This is a genomic window from Roseateles chitinivorans (genome assembly GCF_050632145.1).
Lineage (GTDB): Bacteria > Pseudomonadota > Gammaproteobacteria > Burkholderiales > Burkholderiaceae_C > Roseateles > Roseateles chitinivorans_B.
In genome coordinates this window covers 2,607,951-2,624,617 of record NZ_CP192577.1, presented here as the reverse complement: position 1 = coordinate 2,624,617, position 16,667 = coordinate 2,607,951, and the positions used below count along the sequence as shown (strand labels likewise).

Below are 16,667 nucleotides of genomic sequence, written 5' to 3'. Positions count from 1 at the left end.
GATGATGAGCTCGCGCGCCATCCGCGTCTGGACCTGGCTCCACAAGTGGACCAGCCTGGTCTGCACGCTGTTCATGCTGCTGCTGTGCCTGACCGGCCTGCCGCTGATCTTCCACCACGAGATCGGTCACCTGCTCGGCGACGAGATCGAGGCGCCCGAGCTGCCCGCCGCGATGGACAGGCAGCGCGTGTCGCTGGACGTGATGGCGAAGGCGGCCAACGCGGTGCACCCGACGATGGTGATCCAGTTCGCCGGCGAGAACGAGGACGACCCGCGCCTGTGGTGGTTCACGCTGGCGCCGACACCGGCCCCCACCGACCAGTTCAAGTCGGTCGCCGTCGATGCCCGGACCGGCCTGGCGGTGCGCGAGTACCGCATCGGCGAAGGTTTCATGGACCTGATGTTCCGGCTGCACGTGGACCTGTTCGCGGGGCTGCCGGGCAAGCTCTTCCTCGGCCTGATGGGGCTGCTGCTCTTGATCGCGCTGGTCAGCGGCGTGGTGCTGTATGCGCCGTTCATGCGCAAGCTCGACTTCGGCGCGGTGCGCAAGGACCGCTCGACGCGCGTCAAGTGGCTGGACCTGCACAACCTGATCGGCATCGTGACGCTGGTGTGGTGCTTCGTCGTCGGCGCGACCGGGATGATCAACACCTGGGCGGAGCTGCTGGTGCAGTATTGGCAGTACGACAAGGTCATCGCGCTGCTGGCGCCGTACAAGGACCAGCCGCTGCTCAAGGCCGACGAACGGGCGCCGCTGCAGGCCTCGATGGACACGGCGATGAAGGTCGGCGACAAGCGCAAGGTCTCGTTCATCGCCTTCCCCGGCACCTCGTTCTCCAGCCCGCACCACAACACCTTCTTCCTGAAGGGGACGACGCCGCTGACCTCCAAGCTGCTGCAGCCGCTGCTGATCGACGCGAAGACCTCGCAGCTGACGGCCGCGCCGGAACTGCCGTGGTACCTGACGGCGCTGCTGGTGTCGCAGCCGCTGCACTTCGGCGACTACGGCGGCATGCCGATGAAGATCCTGTGGGCGCTGCTGGACGTGGCGACCATCGTCGTCCTCGGCAGCGGCCTCTACCTGTGGCTGCGCAAGCCGCAGGGCGCCCGCAAGGGCAGGAAGGGCGCGGCGGCCCTGGCCGCCGACGACCTGGACGACGCCAAGAATCCCGAAACCGCGGCCGCCTGATCGCCAGTCCGCACGATCACCTCCACCGCACATGCCTGACTCGCACAAGCCCGACTCCCCCAAACACCAGATCGAGAGCCTGCAATCCAGCGGCCTGAAGGCCACCCTGCCCCGCATCAAGGTGCTGCAGATCTTCGAGCAGTCGGACCAGCGCCACCTCAGCGCGGAAGACGTCTATCGCCAGCTGCTGCTGGAGGGCGCGGACATCGGCCTGGCGACGGTGTACCGGGTGCTGATGCAGTTCGTCGAGGCGGGGCTGCTGGCACGGCAGCACTTCGAGTCCGGCAAGGCCGTGTTCGAGCTCAATTCCGAACAGCACCATGACCACATGGTGTGCCTGGCCTGCGGCCGGGTGGAAGAGTTCTACGACGCCGGCATCGAGCAGCGCCAGCGCGAGATCGCCGAGGAACGCGGCTACGAGCTGGTCGAGCATGCCCTCGCGCTGTACGGCCTGTGCTCCAACCCGGAGTGCCGGGCGAAGCGCCATCGGTGAATCCGAAGCACCGGGGCGGGAGACCGCGGCGGATCGCGCACAATCCGGCACTTCCCTGTTGAATACTGTATGGGCATACAGTACATTTCCATCCATCGCAGCCAGCCCGGCTGCAGCAGGAGATGGTCATGCAGATGCTCAAGCAAACGGTCTGGTCTTCATTGAACAACGCGGATGCCTGGGTGGTCTGCATCGGCGTCATGTCCTGCCTCGGACTGGCGACCGGTCTGCTGGGTTGAGATCCTAGCGCGACCTGTCGCCTCCAGCGTTCCGTTCGCGGAGCCACGGCCCCTGCTTCGAGGGGCCACTTTCAGTTCTCACACCTCTTCGTCCGCTGGACTTGAGCAACGCCCCGATCCTTCTTCGATCCGGGTGCTGCTCAAGCGGCGGACTTTTTGTCCGCTGCCGTCGTGTCCGTCCTTCACGAAGTCGACGAAGGCGCGCAGCGGTGCCGGCAGGTGGCGCCGGCCCGGATAGTAGAGGAACGGGCCGCTGAAGGACCCCCACCAGTCCTCGAGCACCGGGACGAGCGCGCCGCTGTCCAGGTGGGGCCGCACCCAGTCCTCGAAGGTCTGGATGACGCCGCAGCCGGCGACCGCGGTCTCGATCGCGAGGTCCAGACCGCCGCCCAGGCGCACGATCATCGGCCCGTCGGGATCGACGGTGACGACCTCGCCGTCGCGCTCGAATTCGTAGACCGGCACCGTGCCGCTGGGGAAGCGGCCCCGCAGGCAGCGATGGGCGAGCAGGTCGCGCGGGTGTGTCGGTCGACCCTGCTCGGCCAGATAGGCCGGCGACGCCGCCGTCGCCATGCGCTGCCTCCGCGGGCCGATGGGGACGGCGATCATGTCCTGCTCCAGGCGCTCTTCGTAGCGGATGCCGGCATCGCAACCGGCCGCCAGCACGTCGACGAAGCTCTCGTCGACGGTGACGTCGAGCTTGATGTCCGGGTAGGCCTTCAGGAAGGCGGGAACGATGGTCGGCAGCACGAGTCGCGCGGCGCTCGCCGGCACGTTGAGCCGCAGGGTGCCGGCCGGCCGTTCGCGGAAACCGTTGACGACGTCCAGCGCGGCCTCGACCTCCCCCAGCGCGGGGCCGAGACGGTCCAGCAGGCGCGCACCGGCCTCGGTCGTCGCCACGCTGCGGGTGCTCCGATGCAACAGCCGGACGCCAAGCTTCGTCTCCAGTCGCCGCACCGCCTCGCTCAGCCCGGACGGGCTCAGGCCAGAGCGCCGCGAGGCCTCCCGGAAGCCTCCGGACCGCGCCACGGCGAGGAACGCCGAGAGATCGCCAAGTTCCATCTCACTGTCCTTGATTCCGCACAGCCCGTGCGGATTTGGTCCCCTTATCGTACGACGGCCCGTTGCCTACAGTCCTTCCACGACGTCGCCAACCTCCAGAAGGTCCCCGCACTCCCAACCCAAGCATTGAAGGACACCCCATGAGCAGCACTTCCCTCCTCCGCGATCAGGCCGGCGCGTTCAAGCTCGGCAGCCGCACGGTCGCGCGCGTCGGCTATGGCGCGATGCAACTGGCCGGTCCCGGCGTCTTCGGTCCGCCCAAGGACCGCGCGGCGGCCGTCGCCGTGTTGCGCGAGGCCATCGCGCTGGGTGTCGATCACATCGACACCAGCGACTTCTACGGCCCGCACGTCACCAACCAGATCATTCGAGAAGCGCTCCATCCGTATCGCGACGACCTCACGATCGTCACCAAGGTCGGTGCCCGACGCGGCGAGGATGCCTCCTGGCAGCCCGCGCAGTCGGCCGAGGCGCTGACGCAGCAGGTCCACGACAACCTCCGCCACCTGGGCCTGGACGCGCTCGACGTCGTGAACCTGCGCAGCATGCTGGACGTGCATGGTCCGGCGGAAGGCTCGCTGGAACCTCAGGTGACCGCGCTGGCCGAGCTTCAGCGGCAGGGCCTGATCCGCCACATCGGACTGAGCAACGTGACGGCGCGTCAGGTCGCGGACGCCCGCAAGATCGTCGACATCGTCTGCGTGCAGAACCAGTACAACCTGGCGCACCGCAACGACGATGCACTGCTCGATCAGCTGGCCGGGGAAGGCGTGGCCTTCGTCCCGTTCTTCCCGCTTGGCGGCTTCTCGCCGCTGCAGTCGGAAACGCTGTCGGCCGTCGCCGCCGAGCTCGGCGCCACGTCGATGCAGGTGGCGCTGGCCTGGCTGCTTCAGCGCTCGCCCAACCTGGTGCTCATCCCGGGCACCTCGTCGCTCGACCACCTGCGGCAGAACCTTCAAGCCGCTTCGCTGACGCTGCCCGCCGACGCCGTGCGCCGGCTCGATGCGATGACGATCACAGCGGGGTGAGCACCGGCTCACCGGCTTCCCAGCGGCGGGCGTTCTCCAGGAACAGGTCGACCGTGGCCTGCACGGACTCGGGCGACCAGCCGGCGATGTGCGGCGTGAGGATCACGTTCGGGAAGCCGAGCAGCGCCTCCGGCGGCTTGGGCTCCGACTCGTAGACATCGAGCGCGGCACCGCCGAGTTCGCCGGCGGACAGTGCCGCGGCCAGTGCGGCGGTGTCGACCAGGCTACCGCGGGCGATGTTGACAACGTGGCCTTGCGGACCAAGCGCCTTCAGCACCTCGGCGTTGACGATGTGCCTGGTGGTCGGACCGCCGGGCGCCGCCACGATGAGGAAGTCCGCCCACTGCGCCAGGTCGAGCGCCGAGCCGAAGTACTGGCAGCCCTGCGAATCGTTGCGCTCGCGGCGGTTGTGATAACCGACTTCCATGTCGAAGGCCAGCGCGCGCCTGGCGATGCGCAGCCCGATCGTGCCCATGCCGAGGATGCCGAGCCTGCGGCCGTTGACGCTGGGACGCAGCGGCAGCACGTCGCGCCACAGACCGGCGCGCAGCGCCTGCTCCTGCTGCGGCAGCGCGCGCACGGAAGCGAGCAGCAGCGCCATCGCATGGTCGGCGACGCATGAATCGTTGGTGCCCGCGCCGTTCCACAGCGTGAGGCCGCGGGCCTTGGCGGCCGCGAGGTCGATGGCCTCATAGCCGGCGCCCTGCGCCGCGGCGGCGCGGAGCTTGGGCATCGCGTCGATCTCGTCGGCGCGCAGGCCGACGGCGCCGATGGTGAGGACGATCTCGATGTCGGCGCCGTGTTCGGCGACGGCCTTCGCTCGCGTCTCCGGCGTCGGCGCGTAGATCACGTCATAACGCGCGCGGAACTGCGACAGGTGTTCTTCCGCCGTCGGCATCAGGACGAGCAGTCGGCGGGGAGATCCGGACGAGGGACTGGCGGACGAAGGGTTGGCGGACACGGCGACCTCATGGAGTCAGGGAGTTCGCCGTCGATGATAGGAGCGACATCCCGCATGGCCGCGAGGGCGCGCACGCGCTTCGCACGGGGCGCGGCGTCAGTCCTCGCCGTCGGGCGGAAAGCGCGCCGCCCAGAAGTCCTGCAGCCGAGGATCGGCGTCGACCCTGCGGACGACCGTCGACATCGTCGGCGCGACCTCGTAGAAGCGCTCGCGCCACGGGCCGAAGCGCGACACCACCGCCACATACAGGTCGAGGACGGAAAGCTCGTCCCCGAGCAGGTATCGCCCCGGCTTCATCTGCGCGTCCATGACGCCCCAGCAGAACGCGATGCGATCGTGGACCGCGTCCACGACCTGGTCGCGCTGATCGGGCCGGGCGCCGATGCGGGTCACGTCCGGCTTGATCCAGTGCAGCGAGTAGATCGCCGACGACACGAACACCATCCAGCGCAGGAACTCCGCGCGCTGCGGATCGTCGACCGCCGGCGCGAGCCGCGCCTGCGGATGCGTGTCGGCCAGATGGATCAGGATGGCGGCGCTCTCGGTCATCACGCGGCCGTCGTCGTCGACCAGCGTCGGGATCTGCCGCATCGGGTTGGCCGCGCCGACGCGCACCCGGGCGGCCTCCGCCTCCCAGGTCGCGCCCTCAATGAGATCGACCTCGATGCCGAGCAAGGTCAACGCCGCCTCCACCGCCGTCGAGCCGGAGGCAGCCGATCCGAAGAGAGTCCAACCCATGTCCTGCGTCCCGAAGAAGGAAGCGCACATTGGAGGGCAAGCCTCCGGGAGCGTCAATGCGTGCAGTTCAAGGCCGCTCGCCGCGCGCCATCCGCGCGTCGATCTCGACGAGTGCCTGGGACAGTTGCGCGACCGAGTCGATCACCAGATGCGCACCGGCGGCGGTCAGACGCTGCGCGGCGAAGTCGCGCTTGGCCACGACTTCCGCATCCGACAGCGCCTGCAGCTGCGTCAAGGTCAGTCCGGTCTCGTTGCCCGACAGGCTCAACCCGACCGTCCACATGCCGGCGCGGCGGCCTTCCTCGATGCCAGGCGTCGTGTCGTCGACCTTCACGCAGGCGCGCACGTCGCCGATGCCGAGCGCCAGCACGTTCGCGAGCGCCATGAACGGGCCCGGCCGCCCGCCGGCCGCCAGTTCGTCGCCGGCGACGACGTGGTCCGCCTCGATCCCGTCGGCCAATGCCTGAGGCAGCAGGACGTCCAGCACCTGGCGCGGATACCCGGAGCACGAGCCGATCTTCAGCCCCGCGCGACGCAGCGCGGCCAGCAGTTCGACCGCGCCAGGAATCGGCTGCGAGTAACGTCCGACCTTCTCGATCTGCATCGGCATGAAGCACTCGTAGATCGCGTCGATGTCGGCGGCAGTCGACGGACGACCGAAGCGCGCCTGCCATTGCGCCTGCAGCGACGCGTCCTCGAGCAGCGTGCGGATGTGGTCGCGCTTGGACAGGCCCATCGGGCCGCGCGCCTCGGCCAGCGTCAGCGTGATGCCGAAGGTCGCGAACGCGTCGACGAAGATCTGCGTCGGGGCCAGCGAGCCGTGATCGACCAGCGTGCCGGCCCAGTCGAAGATGACCGCCTGGAGATGCCGGACCCGCAGAGGCACGAGGTGGTGGTGTATCACGGCGGGAGGCGGAATGAGCGTGTTCATGCGGAAGGATTCTGGAAGTTCAATGTGACACCCGATTCATCGATTCGATATGGAATTCATTGGCCAACCATCGATGCGATCTATGGTTGATCCGCCCACCACGGTCACAGGACCGTCATTCCATTGATCGACGATGCGCGGATCGCTCCCAGCCATCGAGAGCCTCTATATGTCCGCTGCCAAGCTCCGCGCCTTCCTCGCCGTCGCCCGCCACGGCAGCTTCAGCGCCGCGGCGCGGGCGCTCGGGCTGTCGCAACCGACTTTGACCACCCAGGTCCAGGGACTGGAGCAGCAGCACAAGGTGGAGCTCTTCCATCGGCGCGGTCACCGCATCGAGCTGACCAGCGTCGGCCACCAGTTGCTGCCCATTGCGCGGCAGCTGGCCGCGCTCGAGGTCGAGGCCTACAACCTGCTGCACGACTGCGGCGAACTCACGCGCGGCCAGCTCAAGCTCGGTGCGGTCGGTCCGTTCCACGTCATCGAGATGGTGGACGCGTACCGCCAGCGGTATCCGAAGGTGGACGTGTCGATCCGGCTGGGCAACTCGGCGCAGGTGTTCGGGGACCTGGAGAACTATGTGATCGACGTCGGCGTGCTGGCGCGATTCCATGACGCGCCGGGCTTCGAGACGATGGCCTACGCGCGGCACGCGATCATCCTGTTCGTGCATCTCGATCATCCGTTCGCGCGGCATGAGAGCGTGCCGTTGCAGGCCTTGGAGAACCAGCCGCTGCTGCAACGCGAGGACGGATCGAGCACGCGCCGCGCGCTCGAATCGGCGCTGCGGCAGGCCGGCATCGCGCCGCGGGTCGCGATGGAGATCGGCAGCCGCGAGGCGTTGCGGGAGGCGGCCGCGCGCGGCATCGGCATCGGTGTCGTCTCCGAGGCGGAGTTCATTCCCGACGCCCGTTTCCGTCCGGTGCGCATCGATGGCGACCCGGCCTGCACCGAGACGCACATCTACTGCCTCAAGGAGCGTCGGGACAGCTTGCTGCTCACGTCCTTCTTCGACACTGCCACGGCCCTCAAGAATGTCCCACGGTCCTCGGTAGCAAATCCGCTGCAGTAGGGCGACGATGGGGGACGGGAGGTCGCAGGGTTTCGGAGCCTGACTCCGGGGCCCTGCGACCTCGCGGCCAACGCTCACCCGACTCAGGTGGGCGGTCTCCCGAGGACAGATTCCCCTCAGAAACCGGACAGGTTTCTGAAGGGCGTCACAGGCATCCTGCGCACCTTCGCGCGGGGGGCCTTGGAGGCCGTCTGTCCTCTGGAATCCATGCAGAAAAAGAAGGCAAGCTCATGGACCGCCGCCAATTCTTCCCCCGTCCTGTCGTCGAGGCGGGCACCAACCGCTGGGACTGGGCGCTGCTGCCGCTGGTGCTGGCGATGCTGGTGCTGCTGGCCTACGGCGCCGCGCAGATGGCGCGTCCGTTCGCGCTGGGCGATCCGCTGCCGTTGTCGCTGGATCCGTCCCACCTGCCTTACTACCTGCTGCGCACCAACCTGCGGATGCTGGCGGCGATGGTGCTGGCGCTGCTCTTCAGCGCGGTTTTCGCGGTGCTCGCCGCGAAGGTGCGGGCCGCCGAGAAGGTGCTGGTGCCGATGCTCGACATCCTCCAGTCGATCCCGATCCTGGGTTTCCTGTCGATCACGGTGACCGGCTTCATCGCGCTGTTCCCCGGCAACCTGCTTGGTGTCGAGTGCGCGGCGATCTTCGCGATCTTCACCTCGCAGGCCTGGAACATGGCCTTCAGCCTGTACCAGTCGCTTCGCACGGTGCCGTCGGAACTCGACGAGGCGGCGCGCGTGTTCCAGCTCTCGGGCTGGCAGCGTTTCTGGCGGCTGGAGCTGCCCTACGCGATGCCGGGCCTGCTGTGGAACATGATGATGTCGATGTCCGGCGGCTGGTTCTTCGTCGTCGCGTCGGAGGCGATCTCGGTCTCCGACCAGAGCATCAAGCTGCCCGGCGTCGGCTCCTACATCGCGATGGCGATCGAGGCCCGCGACCTGGGCGCGATCGGCTGGGCGATCGTCGCGATGCTCGTGGGCATCCTGCTCTACGACCAGCTGGTGTTCCGGCCGCTGGTCGCGTGGGCGGACAAGTTCCGCTTCGAGGACAGCGGCACCGACACGGCGCCCAACTCGTGGATGCTGAACTGGCTGCGCCGCACCTCGCTGACACGGCGTTCGGCGGCCTGGCTGGTCGATCGGCTCGAAGGCAGCCTGGTGTGGTTCCGGCGGCATCACGACGGCACCTCGATCCGCGCCCGCCCGCGCATCGCCAGCGCCACCTGGACACGCGCCTGGGACGCGGTGGTCGCCGCCGCGGTGATGGTGGCGCTGTATCACCTGATCCGCTTCGTCCACACCGAGGTCGGCTGGTCCGAAGCCGGCCATGTCTTCGGGCTGGGCCTGCTGACGCTGGTCCGCGTGCTCGTGCTGATCGCGCTGGCCGCGCTGGTGTGGGTGCCGGTCGGCATCTGGATCGGCATGAATCCGCGCTGGTCCGGCCGGCTGCAGGCGGTGGCGCAGTTCCTGGCGGCGTTCCCGGCGAACCTGCTGTTCCCGGTGGCCGTCGTGCTGATCGTGCGCTGGAAGCTCAACCCGGACGTGTGGCTGTCGCCGCTGATGATCTTCGGCACGCAGTGGTACCTGCTGTTCAACGTCATCGCGGGCGCATCCAACATCCCCGCGGAGCTGCGTCACGCCGCCCGCAACCTGGGCCTGAGCGGCTGGCTCAAATGGCGACGCTACCTGCTGCCGGCGGTGTTCCCGAGCTTCGTCACCGGCGCGATCACCGCCAGCGGCGGCTCGTGGAACGCGAGCATCGTGGCCGAGTACGTCTCCTGGGGCGACACCACGCTCAAGGCCCACGGCCTGGGCAGCTACATCGCGGAGATGACCGCCCGGGGCGATTTCCCGCGGATCGCGCTGGGCATCGGCGTGATGTGCATCTTCGTGATGGGCCTGAACCACTTCGTCTGGCGCCGGCTGTACCGGCTGGCCGAAGACCGCATGCACCTGTGAACGGTGATCTTTGAACTGCGATCTGTGAGGAGACCGGCATGACCGCATCCATCATCGAACTCCACGGCGTGGGCAAGCGTTTCCGCTCGGCCGACGGTCATCCGCGTCCCGTGCTGGCGGACGTCGACTTCAACCTGCGCGAAGGCGAGATCGTCGCGCTGCTGGGCCAGTCGGGCTCGGGCAAGAGCACGCTGCTGCGGATCATGGCCGGGCTGGTGCCGGCCGACGCGGGCCAGGTCCGCTATCGCGGGCAGCCGCTGTCCGGGCCGGCGCGGGGCATCAGCATGGTGTTCCAGTCCTTCGCGCTGTTCCCGTGGCTGACGGTGCAGCAGAACGTCGAACTCGGCCTGGAGGCACGCGGCGTGGCCAAGGCCGAGCGCGAGGCCAAGGCCGAGGCGGCGATCGCGCTGATCGGGCTGAGCGGCTTCGAGGGCGCGCTCCCGCGCGAGCTGTCCGGTGGCATGCGTCAGCGGGTCGGCATCGCGCGGGCGCTGGTGACCGAGCCGGACGTGCTGCTGATGGACGAGGCGTTCTCGGCCCTGGACGTGCTCACCGGCGAGCGGCTGCGCGAGGACATCCTCGAGCTGTGGGACGGCGGGCACATGCCGACGCGGGCGATGCTGGTGGTGTCGCACAACATCGAGGAGGCCGTGATGATGGCCGACCGCGTGCTGATCTTCGCGAGCGATCCGGGTCGGATCCGCTGCCAGCTGGCGGTGCAGCTGCCTCGGCCGCGCGATCCGGAGAGCGCCGACGTGCGCGCGCTGATCGACGAGGTCTATGCGCTGATGACGGCGGGCGCGGCCAGGCCGCCGCGCGCCGCGGGCACCGTCGACGCCGCGACGGCGCCGGCGCCGCTGGCCGAGCGCCTGCCCGCGGCGGACGTGGCGCGGATGGACGGCCTGCTGGAGCTGCTCACGGAACCGCCCTTCGACGGCCGGGCGGACCTGCCGCAGCTGTGCGAGGAGGCCGGGCTGCCGGACTCGGAACTGCTGCCGGTCGCGCACGCGCTGGCGCTGCTGGGGCTGGCGCAGCTCGACAGCGGCGACCTGCAGCTGACGCCGCTGGGGCGGCGCTACGTCGAGGGCACGCACGGGCTGCGGCGCGACCTCTTCGGCCAGCAGCTGATGGCCCACGTGCCGCTGATCGCGCACATCCGGCACAGCCTGGAGCAGGAGCCCAGCGGGGAGATGCCGGACAAGCCGGTGCTGAGACTGTTGAGCGAGCACCTCGACGACACCGAGGCCGATGCGGTGCTGCAGACGGCGGTGACCTGGGCACGGCACGGCGAGGTGTTCGAGTACGACTACAACACCGGGGCGCTGCGCTTGCCCACAGGCGACGAGGAACTCGCGCGCTGAGCGCACATCCGCCACTCATTTGATCCGGACATCGCGCGAATAGTTTCTATACTGCACTTCATTCGAACTTCAGATTCGAAAAAAGCAGAACGAATGATCAAACGAATGACTCGATCGACATCGATGTCATTCTTGAATCGATTCAGGGAGTGCAATGAACTTGTCAATGAAGAGCCGACCGAAATGGGTCCGGCTGCTGGCGGAGCTATTGCTGATCGGCGTCATCCTGGCGCTTGCCGTTCCGGCCGGCAAGCTGGCCGCATTCGCCTATCGCGAGTACCTCAACCGCCCCGTCTCCGGCGACTACAGCGAGTACTTGCGCGCCAAGCCGCAGCCACTGTCCCTGTATGGCTCCTCCACCTGTCCCGCCTGCCGGTCGGCGCGTGAACACCTGCGTGAACGGGGCATACCCTTCAACGACCTGATCATCGACCAGTCCGCGGAGGCCCGCGCCGAGTGGGAGCGCCTGCGCCAGGACAGCGTGCCTGTCTTCGTGACCCGCGACACCTTGATCGTCGGCTACAAGCAGCAGCGCCTGGACGATCTGGTCGCCGCGATTCATTGAAAGGACAACGCAATGATTCCAGGATTCAGAAAGGTCGTCTTGGCGACGACCTTCATCACCCTGGCCAGTTCATTCGGACTGGCCTGTGCAGAATTCGATCCGAAAGTGTGCTTCGAGAAGTGCATGGAGCGAGTGAAAGATCGAGAGAAGTGCGAGTACGTCTGCCAGTACAAGAAGTGAACGAGTGAACGTCTCGCACGCTCCCGATAAACCAAAAGCCAATCAAACAGGGAAATCATGATCAAGAAAATCATCGTCATGTTCGCGTTCTCGGCCATCGCCACCGCGACGTACGCGGACGCCATCGGCTGCATGGCGCGCTGCCTCGGCAAGAAGATCGCCAGCGACGACTGCGCCGAGATCTGCTCGGACTGAGCATCCCGGGCTGCTCGCCCGCTGCGGGGCACGGACTCTCCGTGCCCCATTTGCGTTTCCGTTCCCCTTGGACGAGTCTCCGTCGACGCATGCCCAAGACGTACTTCGCCGCCCCGTCTTTCTCCTCGACCGCGATCGCTGTCGGCGCCCTTCTGGTGTCGCAAGGTCAGGCTTTGGCGCAAGCGCGACCGGCCGCCGCGACGCTTGAACGGGTGGAGGTGGACGGTGCCGCGGCGACGGACACGCAGCGCCGCCGCGACTTCGTCGCCGGCAAGATCGTGATCTCGCGACGCACGATCGAGGACAGCGGACAGACCTCAGTCCAGGACCTCCTCAAACGCGAGCCTTCGGTGACGATCGGCGCGAACGGTCAGCTCGGCCTGCTCGGCCTGCCCGGCTACACCCAGGTGCTGATCGATGGGAAGCCGCCGCTGCCCGGCCGCAGCCCGATGGAGACCGACCTCGTCCATGTCGAGCGCATCGAGATCGTGAAGGGATCCCTGGCCGAATTCGGCCCCTTCGGCATCGCCGGCACGATCAACATCGTCAGCCGCCGCGTGGACCGCAAGCCGAGCGCCGCCGTCCGGCTCGGCGGCGTGCTCGGCCCCGCGGTGGCCGATGCGAACGTCGCCTGGTCCGACACCTGGCGCCCGCCGGAGGCGTCCTGGACCCTCTCCAGCCGTCTCCTCGCTGCGCAAGCGGGATGAAGACCTCCATCAGCGGACCGTCACGCGCATCGCCGCGTCGGACGGCGGGCCGCTGGCGACGTCCGATGCGGCGGACACCCGTCGCGACGATGGGCGCACCCAGCTCACGCTGGGCAGCACGCTGGTCTACAAGCTGTCGGCGTCGGACCAGTTCACCGTGTCCCCCTCGGTCCTGTCCTGGCGCACCTCCTCGGACGCCGACGAGCGCCACGAGCCGGGTGCCGGATCCGGACGCCTGCCCGATGCGCGGGAGCGCGCGCGGGCACGCATGACCCTGGTCTCCCTCCCGCTCAACTGGCGACACGAGACGGCCTGCGGCAGCCAGCTGGAAATCGATGCATCGCCATCCCGCAACCGGGTCCGGCGCCAGTCGTCGCGGCTCGATCTCCTGGAGCCGGCTGCCGGCGCAGCCCTGCTCCGTGACGCGGCCCGGCTCGACCGGCAGGACGTCGACGTGCTGCGCGTCGACCTGACGCCCAACGTCGGCGACGCCCATGCATTGAAGCTCGGCGTGAACCTGGGACGACTGGTCTACCGCAACGACCTGGTCGCGACCATCGACGGGGCGCCCGATCCGGCGTCCACGCCTTTCGGGGCCACGCAGGACCTGCGCGGTCCCCGGCACAGCGCCTTCATCCAGGATGAATGGACGATCTCCCGTCGATGGGCGGCGACCGCCGGCGTCAGCGCCGAATGGCGCCGCCTCCGCATCGAGGAGGGCCCCCTGTCGTCGATCTCGACCTATCGCGTGGCGTCGCCGTCGCTGCATGTCGCGCACAAGCTCGACGATGCCGGTGCCAGGCGTCTGCGCCTCTCCCTGGCCCGCTCCTTCCGCGCGCCGGAGGTCGAGCAGCTCACGCAGCGCCCGACGATCCATCCACTCGCGCCGTGCTCGCCCGTCGCCTGCGGACCGAACGAGGTGACGCATGCGGACCTCTCGGGCAATCCCGACCTGCGTCCCGAGCGGTCCGTCGGCGTCACCGCGACCTATGAGCAGTCCGTCGGCAAGGACACGCTGATCAGCCTCGACGTCTTCGAGCGGCGGCTGAAGGACGTGATGGGCGAAGTGGTCGGCCTGCAGGCGGTGCCCTGGGCCGCCGTGCCGCGGTACCTCATCCGTCCGGAGAACCTGGGCACGGCGCGCACGTCCGGCGTCGGCCTGGACGCCCGGATCGCCTTGGCGGACGTGTCGGAGGCGCTCCCCAAGGTGGAGCTGCGCGCCGGCGTGACGGTCGCGCGGTCGCGGCTGGACACGGTGCCCGGACCGGACAACCGCATGGCGGACCAGTCGCCCTGGTCCGCGAAACTCGGCGGCAAGTACAAGTTGCGCTCGATGCCGATGGAGCTGTCGGTGGACGCGAGCTGGACGCCCGGGCTCTGGTATCGGACCGCCGTGGATCGGCGCCTGTATCAAGGGCGTCGCCAGGATCTGTCGGCGCAGGCCTCCTGGACGATCAGTCCGACCGCCAAGTTCCGGCTCGGCGCCAGCAACCTGCTGGCGCGGGATGCCGATCGGGCCGATGTCTTCGGCGTCGGGGCGCGCCAGGACGGTAGCGTGTGGACGCGCAGGGACACGGCGCCCACCTTGACGGTACTCCTCGAGATGAAGGTCTGAGGACGACCCACGTCGATCGCGGCGCAATGGGTAGAGTCGGGACTTCGCGTGTTCGCGTCCACGAGTCCGACTCCGATGAAACGCATCGCCCGCAACCGGTTGAAGTCCTACAGCGTCGAGCGTCTGCTGCGCCATGCGCTGCGGCATTGGCACGCGCAGGAAGGATGGCGCGCAGTCGAGGTCCTGCAGCGGCGAGGATCTCCGGCGCTGCTGGCCCGCATCGCGGCGCTGAGCGACAGCCCGCGAGTCCGCCGGCGCGCGGTCGCGCTGTCGATCGCCGCGCAGCTGACGCGGCGGGAGCATGGCCGCGACGTCCTCTTCGCCGAACAGGAGACGCAGCAGCTCCTGCTGCGAGGCTTGTCCGATCCGCATCACGACGTGGTCCGTGCCGCGGTCGCAGGCCTCGGGCAACGGCCGCATGGCGCGAGCGTCCAGGGACTGCTCCGCCTGTCGACGCATCCGGACAGCAAGATGCGGTGGCAGGTCGCGGTGGCGCTCGGGTCCTACGAGGAGCCGGAGGCGATCGAGGGGCTCATCCGCCTGGCCTCGGACCCGTCCGACGAAGTGCGGGACTGGGCCACCTTCGGCCTCGGCACGCTGCGCGACGACGACACGCCGGAGATCCGCGAGGCCTTGCGTCGGAACCTGCGGGACCGGGACGAGGATGTCCGTGGAGAGGCTTTGGTGGGGCTCGCTCGTCGGGGTGATCACGACATCGTCGAGGTACTGATCACGCAGCTCACGCCGGAGTGCCACCTGTACGAACTGGACGCCGCAGAGGCGCTCGCCGATCCGCGTCTGATCGAGCCGCTGCAGACGCTCTCCCGGTCCGCACCGCGTTCGTGGACCGCGATCTGGCAAGCCCACCTGGATGAAGCATTGGCGGCCTGCTCGAATCACGCCGTGCCGGTGGGCACCGACCGCAGCAGCGATTCCTGAACGTCCGCGGCTGCGGGTCTCGGCGGTTCGTCCCTCGAGATCCTCGCGAGGTTCGCGCCTTCGTAGGGCTCGTGGATCGCGCCGAGGACGAAGCGGGCCTGAAGTTCGCGCAGCATCACGTGCGGTTCGATGCAGCGCACGCCAAGGGCGTCGCAGACGTCGGGGATCTTGATCCTCTTCTTGGAGTCCTTGGCCGACTTTTCCAATGTCACGACCGTGTGTCCATGTGCGAGCCCGTGGACCACGAGATACATGTCCGCCGAGTCCATGAACTCGAGGATCACAGGATCGAGCAGCGGCTGCCTGTTGGCCCATTGCGTGACCACATGAATGGCCATGGCCACGGACTCATCCTCGGACAAGAAGAAGCCGGGGGACTGCGCGGCAACCCACGGCACGATGCCGTCATCCGTCAACTCGTCGCGCACCTGGGTGACGCTGAACACTTGGCCATCCGCCTGGCTGACCGTCAGCCATCGCCAGAAGGCAGGACAGAAATCCATTCCATAGTAGGTTTTCCTGGCTTCCAGGAATACATTCGCATCCAGCAGATAGGCCATCTCAGACCTCCAGATCAAGGGATCGGCCGATCGCGTCGAACACGTCGGCGGAATGGATGCCGAGCATCCGGAACGCCGACATGAAGGTCGTCGACGTTCCCCCGGTGTTGCAGATCAGCGCCCGGGTGAAGGTGCGGCTGGACCGGGTGGCCACGGCCAGCCAGCCCTCGATGGATGGCATCGAGGGGACGACCAGTTTGTTCATGGCCCCATGACGACGAAGCCCGGCGACCACCTCCCTTGCGACCAGGTCGCAGAAGCGCAGCACGCTGTCGTCGCCGCCGACGGGAGAAGCCGCGGCGCTGACACCCGACTGCCCGAGCCACACCAGGGCGAGGTGCCTGGCGAGCGTCACGAGTTGATCGTCCTTGCCCTGCCGCTCGCTGAGAACGATCACGGGTGCCAGAGGGTGAGCGAGCGTGAGACCCAGCACCTCCCCCACGTCGGGCGGCCCGACTTCGCCCACCCTGCCCCAGGGGCTGGTCATCACGAGAATGCCGGCGGCCTCCGCCATGTCGACGACGACGTCGACCAGGTGATTCCGCGGTTCGGGCCAGAGGCGGGTCCTTCCGCGACTTCCAAGGAACGCCACGATCGACGCCGCCGCGATGTGCGGAGCCCCGTTCACCGTCACGCTGCCAACGACCGGGAGCGGATCCTCGCCGAGCTCTACCAGATACTCCTGGTACCACTCCTGGCGCACCTCGAACGGATGAACCAGCAGGCGCCAGGGACGCGGGAGCCGTTGGACAGGTGTCGGGATCTCCGGATCAAAAAACGGTCGCGGCGGGTGCATCGGCTGCTCGTGGGCCACCCGCTGCGATGGGCCCTTCAGGATTGTTTGCTGCATGGGCTCATTGCACTGCGCCTCGCCCCG

General features: G+C 68.2%; 18 protein-coding genes. 12 read left to right on the top strand and 6 right to left on the bottom strand.

What is annotated here, in order from left to right; genetic code table 11:
• Positions 1 to 4: 4 nt before the first annotated feature.
• Together ACQ86G_RS12045 and fur are read left to right on the top strand one after the other, a co-directional pair.
• On the top strand, positions 5 to 1,189 hold the full coding sequence (locus ACQ86G_RS12045) for a PepSY-associated TM helix domain-containing protein (protein ID WP_431261389.1): 1,185 nt from the start codon (positions 5 to 7) through the stop codon (positions 1,187 to 1,189).
• 31 nt (positions 1,190 to 1,220) lie between these two features.
• The gene (gene fur, locus ACQ86G_RS12040; RefSeq protein WP_431260774.1) at positions 1,221 to 1,682 is read left to right on the top strand and encodes a ferric iron uptake transcriptional regulator; all 462 of its coding nucleotides are present in this window, start codon (positions 1,221 to 1,223) and stop codon (positions 1,680 to 1,682) included.
• A 317-nt stretch (positions 1,683 to 1,999) separates the two neighbouring features.
• On the opposite strand, the gene ACQ86G_RS12035 is transcribed toward fur, so the two are convergent.
• Positions 2,000 to 2,983, bottom strand: a complete 984-nt coding sequence (locus ACQ86G_RS12035) for a LysR family transcriptional regulator (protein ID WP_431260773.1) — start codon at positions 2,981 to 2,983, stop codon at positions 2,000 to 2,002.
• 140 nt (positions 2,984 to 3,123) lie between these two features.
• Here ACQ86G_RS12035 and ACQ86G_RS12030 point away from each other — a divergent pair, with 140 nt between their 5' ends.
• Complete coding sequence (locus ACQ86G_RS12030; protein WP_431260772.1) at positions 3,124 to 4,011, top strand: aldo/keto reductase family oxidoreductase; 888 nt, start codon at positions 3,124 to 3,126, stop codon at positions 4,009 to 4,011.
• Here ACQ86G_RS12030 and ACQ86G_RS12025 read toward each other — a convergent pair.
• The 3 genes from ACQ86G_RS12025 to phnX all read right to left on the bottom strand — a co-directional run bounded on the left by ACQ86G_RS12025 (position 3,998) and on the right by phnX (position 6,641).
• Positions 3,998 to 4,909, bottom strand: a complete 912-nt coding sequence (locus ACQ86G_RS12025; protein WP_431261388.1) for a 2-hydroxyacid dehydrogenase — start codon at positions 4,907 to 4,909, stop codon at positions 3,998 to 4,000. The two genes, ACQ86G_RS12030 and ACQ86G_RS12025, sit on opposite strands and share 14 nt — an antisense overlap.
• A gap of 159 nt (positions 4,910 to 5,068) precedes the next feature.
• On the bottom strand, positions 5,069 to 5,710 hold the full coding sequence (locus ACQ86G_RS12020) for a glutathione S-transferase family protein (RefSeq protein WP_431260771.1): 642 nt from the start codon (positions 5,708 to 5,710) through the stop codon (positions 5,069 to 5,071).
• 67 nt (positions 5,711 to 5,777) lie between these two features.
• Entirely contained in the window at positions 5,778 to 6,641 is an 864-nt protein-coding gene (gene phnX, locus ACQ86G_RS12015; protein ID WP_431260770.1) for a phosphonoacetaldehyde hydrolase, read from the bottom strand.
• Between the two features lie 169 nt (positions 6,642 to 6,810).
• On the opposite strand from phnX, the gene ACQ86G_RS12010 reads away from it, so the two are divergent.
• The 9 genes from ACQ86G_RS12010 to ACQ86G_RS11970 all read left to right on the top strand — a co-directional run bounded on the left by ACQ86G_RS12010 (position 6,811) and on the right by ACQ86G_RS11970 (position 15,230).
• Entirely contained in the window at positions 6,811 to 7,710 is a 900-nt protein-coding gene (locus tag ACQ86G_RS12010; protein WP_431260769.1) for a LysR substrate-binding domain-containing protein, read from the top strand.
• Between the two features lie 230 nt (positions 7,711 to 7,940).
• Positions 7,941 to 9,668, top strand: a complete 1,728-nt coding sequence (locus tag ACQ86G_RS12005) for an ABC transporter permease (RefSeq protein WP_431260768.1) — start codon at positions 7,941 to 7,943, stop codon at positions 9,666 to 9,668.
• Between the two features lie 38 nt (positions 9,669 to 9,706).
• The gene (locus tag ACQ86G_RS12000) at positions 9,707 to 11,029 is read left to right on the top strand and encodes a nitrate/sulfonate/bicarbonate ABC transporter ATP-binding protein (RefSeq protein ID WP_431260767.1); all 1,323 of its coding nucleotides are present in this window, start codon (positions 9,707 to 9,709) and stop codon (positions 11,027 to 11,029) included.
• Positions 11,030 to 11,195: 166 nt separating this feature from the next.
• Positions 11,196 to 11,594, top strand: a complete 399-nt coding sequence (locus ACQ86G_RS11995; protein WP_431260766.1) for a glutaredoxin family protein — start codon at positions 11,196 to 11,198, stop codon at positions 11,592 to 11,594.
• Positions 11,595 to 11,606: 12 nt separating this feature from the next.
• Positions 11,607 to 11,774: a hypothetical protein gene (locus ACQ86G_RS11990; RefSeq protein WP_431260765.1), complete on the top strand. Its 168-nt coding sequence runs from the start codon at positions 11,607 to 11,609 to the stop codon at positions 11,772 to 11,774.
• Positions 11,775 to 11,831: 57 nt separating this feature from the next.
• A complete protein-coding gene (locus tag ACQ86G_RS11985; RefSeq protein ID WP_431260764.1) occupies positions 11,832 to 11,969 on the top strand; it encodes a hypothetical protein in 138 nt (45 codons plus the stop codon).
• 89 nt (positions 11,970 to 12,058) lie between these two features.
• Complete coding sequence (locus tag ACQ86G_RS11980) at positions 12,059 to 12,676, top strand: TonB-dependent receptor plug domain-containing protein (RefSeq protein ID WP_431260763.1); 618 nt, start codon at positions 12,059 to 12,061, stop codon at positions 12,674 to 12,676.
• Positions 12,588 to 14,291, top strand: a complete 1,704-nt coding sequence (locus ACQ86G_RS11975; protein ID WP_431260762.1) for a TonB-dependent receptor plug domain-containing protein — start codon at positions 12,588 to 12,590, stop codon at positions 14,289 to 14,291. Before ACQ86G_RS11980 ends, ACQ86G_RS11975 begins: the two co-directional genes overlap by 89 nt.
• A gap of 75 nt (positions 14,292 to 14,366) precedes the next feature.
• Positions 14,367 to 15,230 carry a HEAT repeat domain-containing protein gene (locus tag ACQ86G_RS11970; RefSeq protein ID WP_431260761.1) on the top strand — a complete coding sequence of 288 codons (864 nt, stop codon included), beginning with the start codon at positions 14,367 to 14,369 and terminating at the stop codon, positions 15,228 to 15,230.
• Here ACQ86G_RS11970 and ACQ86G_RS11965 read toward each other — a convergent pair.
• The gene (locus ACQ86G_RS11965; RefSeq protein WP_431260760.1) at positions 15,188 to 15,790 is read right to left on the bottom strand and encodes a DUF4411 family protein; all 603 of its coding nucleotides are present in this window, start codon (positions 15,788 to 15,790) and stop codon (positions 15,188 to 15,190) included. The two genes, ACQ86G_RS11970 and ACQ86G_RS11965, sit on opposite strands and share 43 nt — an antisense overlap.
• Position 15,791: 1 nt before the next feature.
• On the bottom strand, positions 15,792 to 16,640 hold the full coding sequence (locus ACQ86G_RS11960; RefSeq protein ID WP_431260759.1) for a hypothetical protein: 849 nt from the start codon (positions 16,638 to 16,640) through the stop codon (positions 15,792 to 15,794).
• Positions 16,641 to 16,667: the final 27 nt, after the last annotated feature.

Bases quoted from the DNA above. Each gene is read 5' to 3' on its own strand.
- ACQ86G_RS12045 (WP_431261389.1), top strand. From the start codon at position 5: ATGAGCTCGCGCGCCATCCGCGTCTGGACCTGGCTCCACAAGTGGACC.
- fur (WP_431260774.1), top strand. From the start codon at position 1,221: ATGCCTGACTCGCACAAGCCCGACTCCCCCAAACACCAGATCGAGAGC.
- ACQ86G_RS12035 (WP_431260773.1), bottom strand. From the start codon at position 2,983: ATGGAACTTGGCGATCTCTCGGCGTTCCTCGCCGTGGCGCGGTCCGGA.
- ACQ86G_RS12030 (WP_431260772.1), top strand. From the start codon at position 3,124: ATGAGCAGCACTTCCCTCCTCCGCGATCAGGCCGGCGCGTTCAAGCTC.
- ACQ86G_RS12025 (WP_431261388.1), bottom strand. From the start codon at position 4,909: ATGCCGACGGCGGAAGAACACCTGTCGCAGTTCCGCGCGCGTTATGAC.
- ACQ86G_RS12020 (WP_431260771.1), bottom strand. From the start codon at position 5,710: ATGGGTTGGACTCTCTTCGGATCGGCTGCCTCCGGCTCGACGGCGGTG.
- phnX (WP_431260770.1), bottom strand. From the start codon at position 6,641: ATGAACACGCTCATTCCGCCTCCCGCCGTGATACACCACCACCTCGTG.
- ACQ86G_RS12010 (WP_431260769.1), top strand. From the start codon at position 6,811: ATGTCCGCTGCCAAGCTCCGCGCCTTCCTCGCCGTCGCCCGCCACGGC.
- ACQ86G_RS12005 (WP_431260768.1), top strand. From the start codon at position 7,941: ATGGACCGCCGCCAATTCTTCCCCCGTCCTGTCGTCGAGGCGGGCACC.
- ACQ86G_RS12000 (WP_431260767.1), top strand. From the start codon at position 9,707: ATGACCGCATCCATCATCGAACTCCACGGCGTGGGCAAGCGTTTCCGC.
- ACQ86G_RS11995 (WP_431260766.1), top strand. From the start codon at position 11,196: ATGAAGAGCCGACCGAAATGGGTCCGGCTGCTGGCGGAGCTATTGCTG.
- ACQ86G_RS11990 (WP_431260765.1), top strand. From the start codon at position 11,607: ATGATTCCAGGATTCAGAAAGGTCGTCTTGGCGACGACCTTCATCACC.
- ACQ86G_RS11985 (WP_431260764.1), top strand. From the start codon at position 11,832: ATGATCAAGAAAATCATCGTCATGTTCGCGTTCTCGGCCATCGCCACC.
- ACQ86G_RS11980 (WP_431260763.1), top strand. From the start codon at position 12,059: ATGCCCAAGACGTACTTCGCCGCCCCGTCTTTCTCCTCGACCGCGATC.
- ACQ86G_RS11975 (WP_431260762.1), top strand. From the start codon at position 12,588: ATGCGAACGTCGCCTGGTCCGACACCTGGCGCCCGCCGGAGGCGTCCT.
- ACQ86G_RS11970 (WP_431260761.1), top strand. From the start codon at position 14,367: ATGAAACGCATCGCCCGCAACCGGTTGAAGTCCTACAGCGTCGAGCGT.
- ACQ86G_RS11965 (WP_431260760.1), bottom strand. From the start codon at position 15,790: ATGGCCTATCTGCTGGATGCGAATGTATTCCTGGAAGCCAGGAAAACC.
- ACQ86G_RS11960 (WP_431260759.1), bottom strand. From the start codon at position 16,640: ATGCAGCAAACAATCCTGAAGGGCCCATCGCAGCGGGTGGCCCACGAG.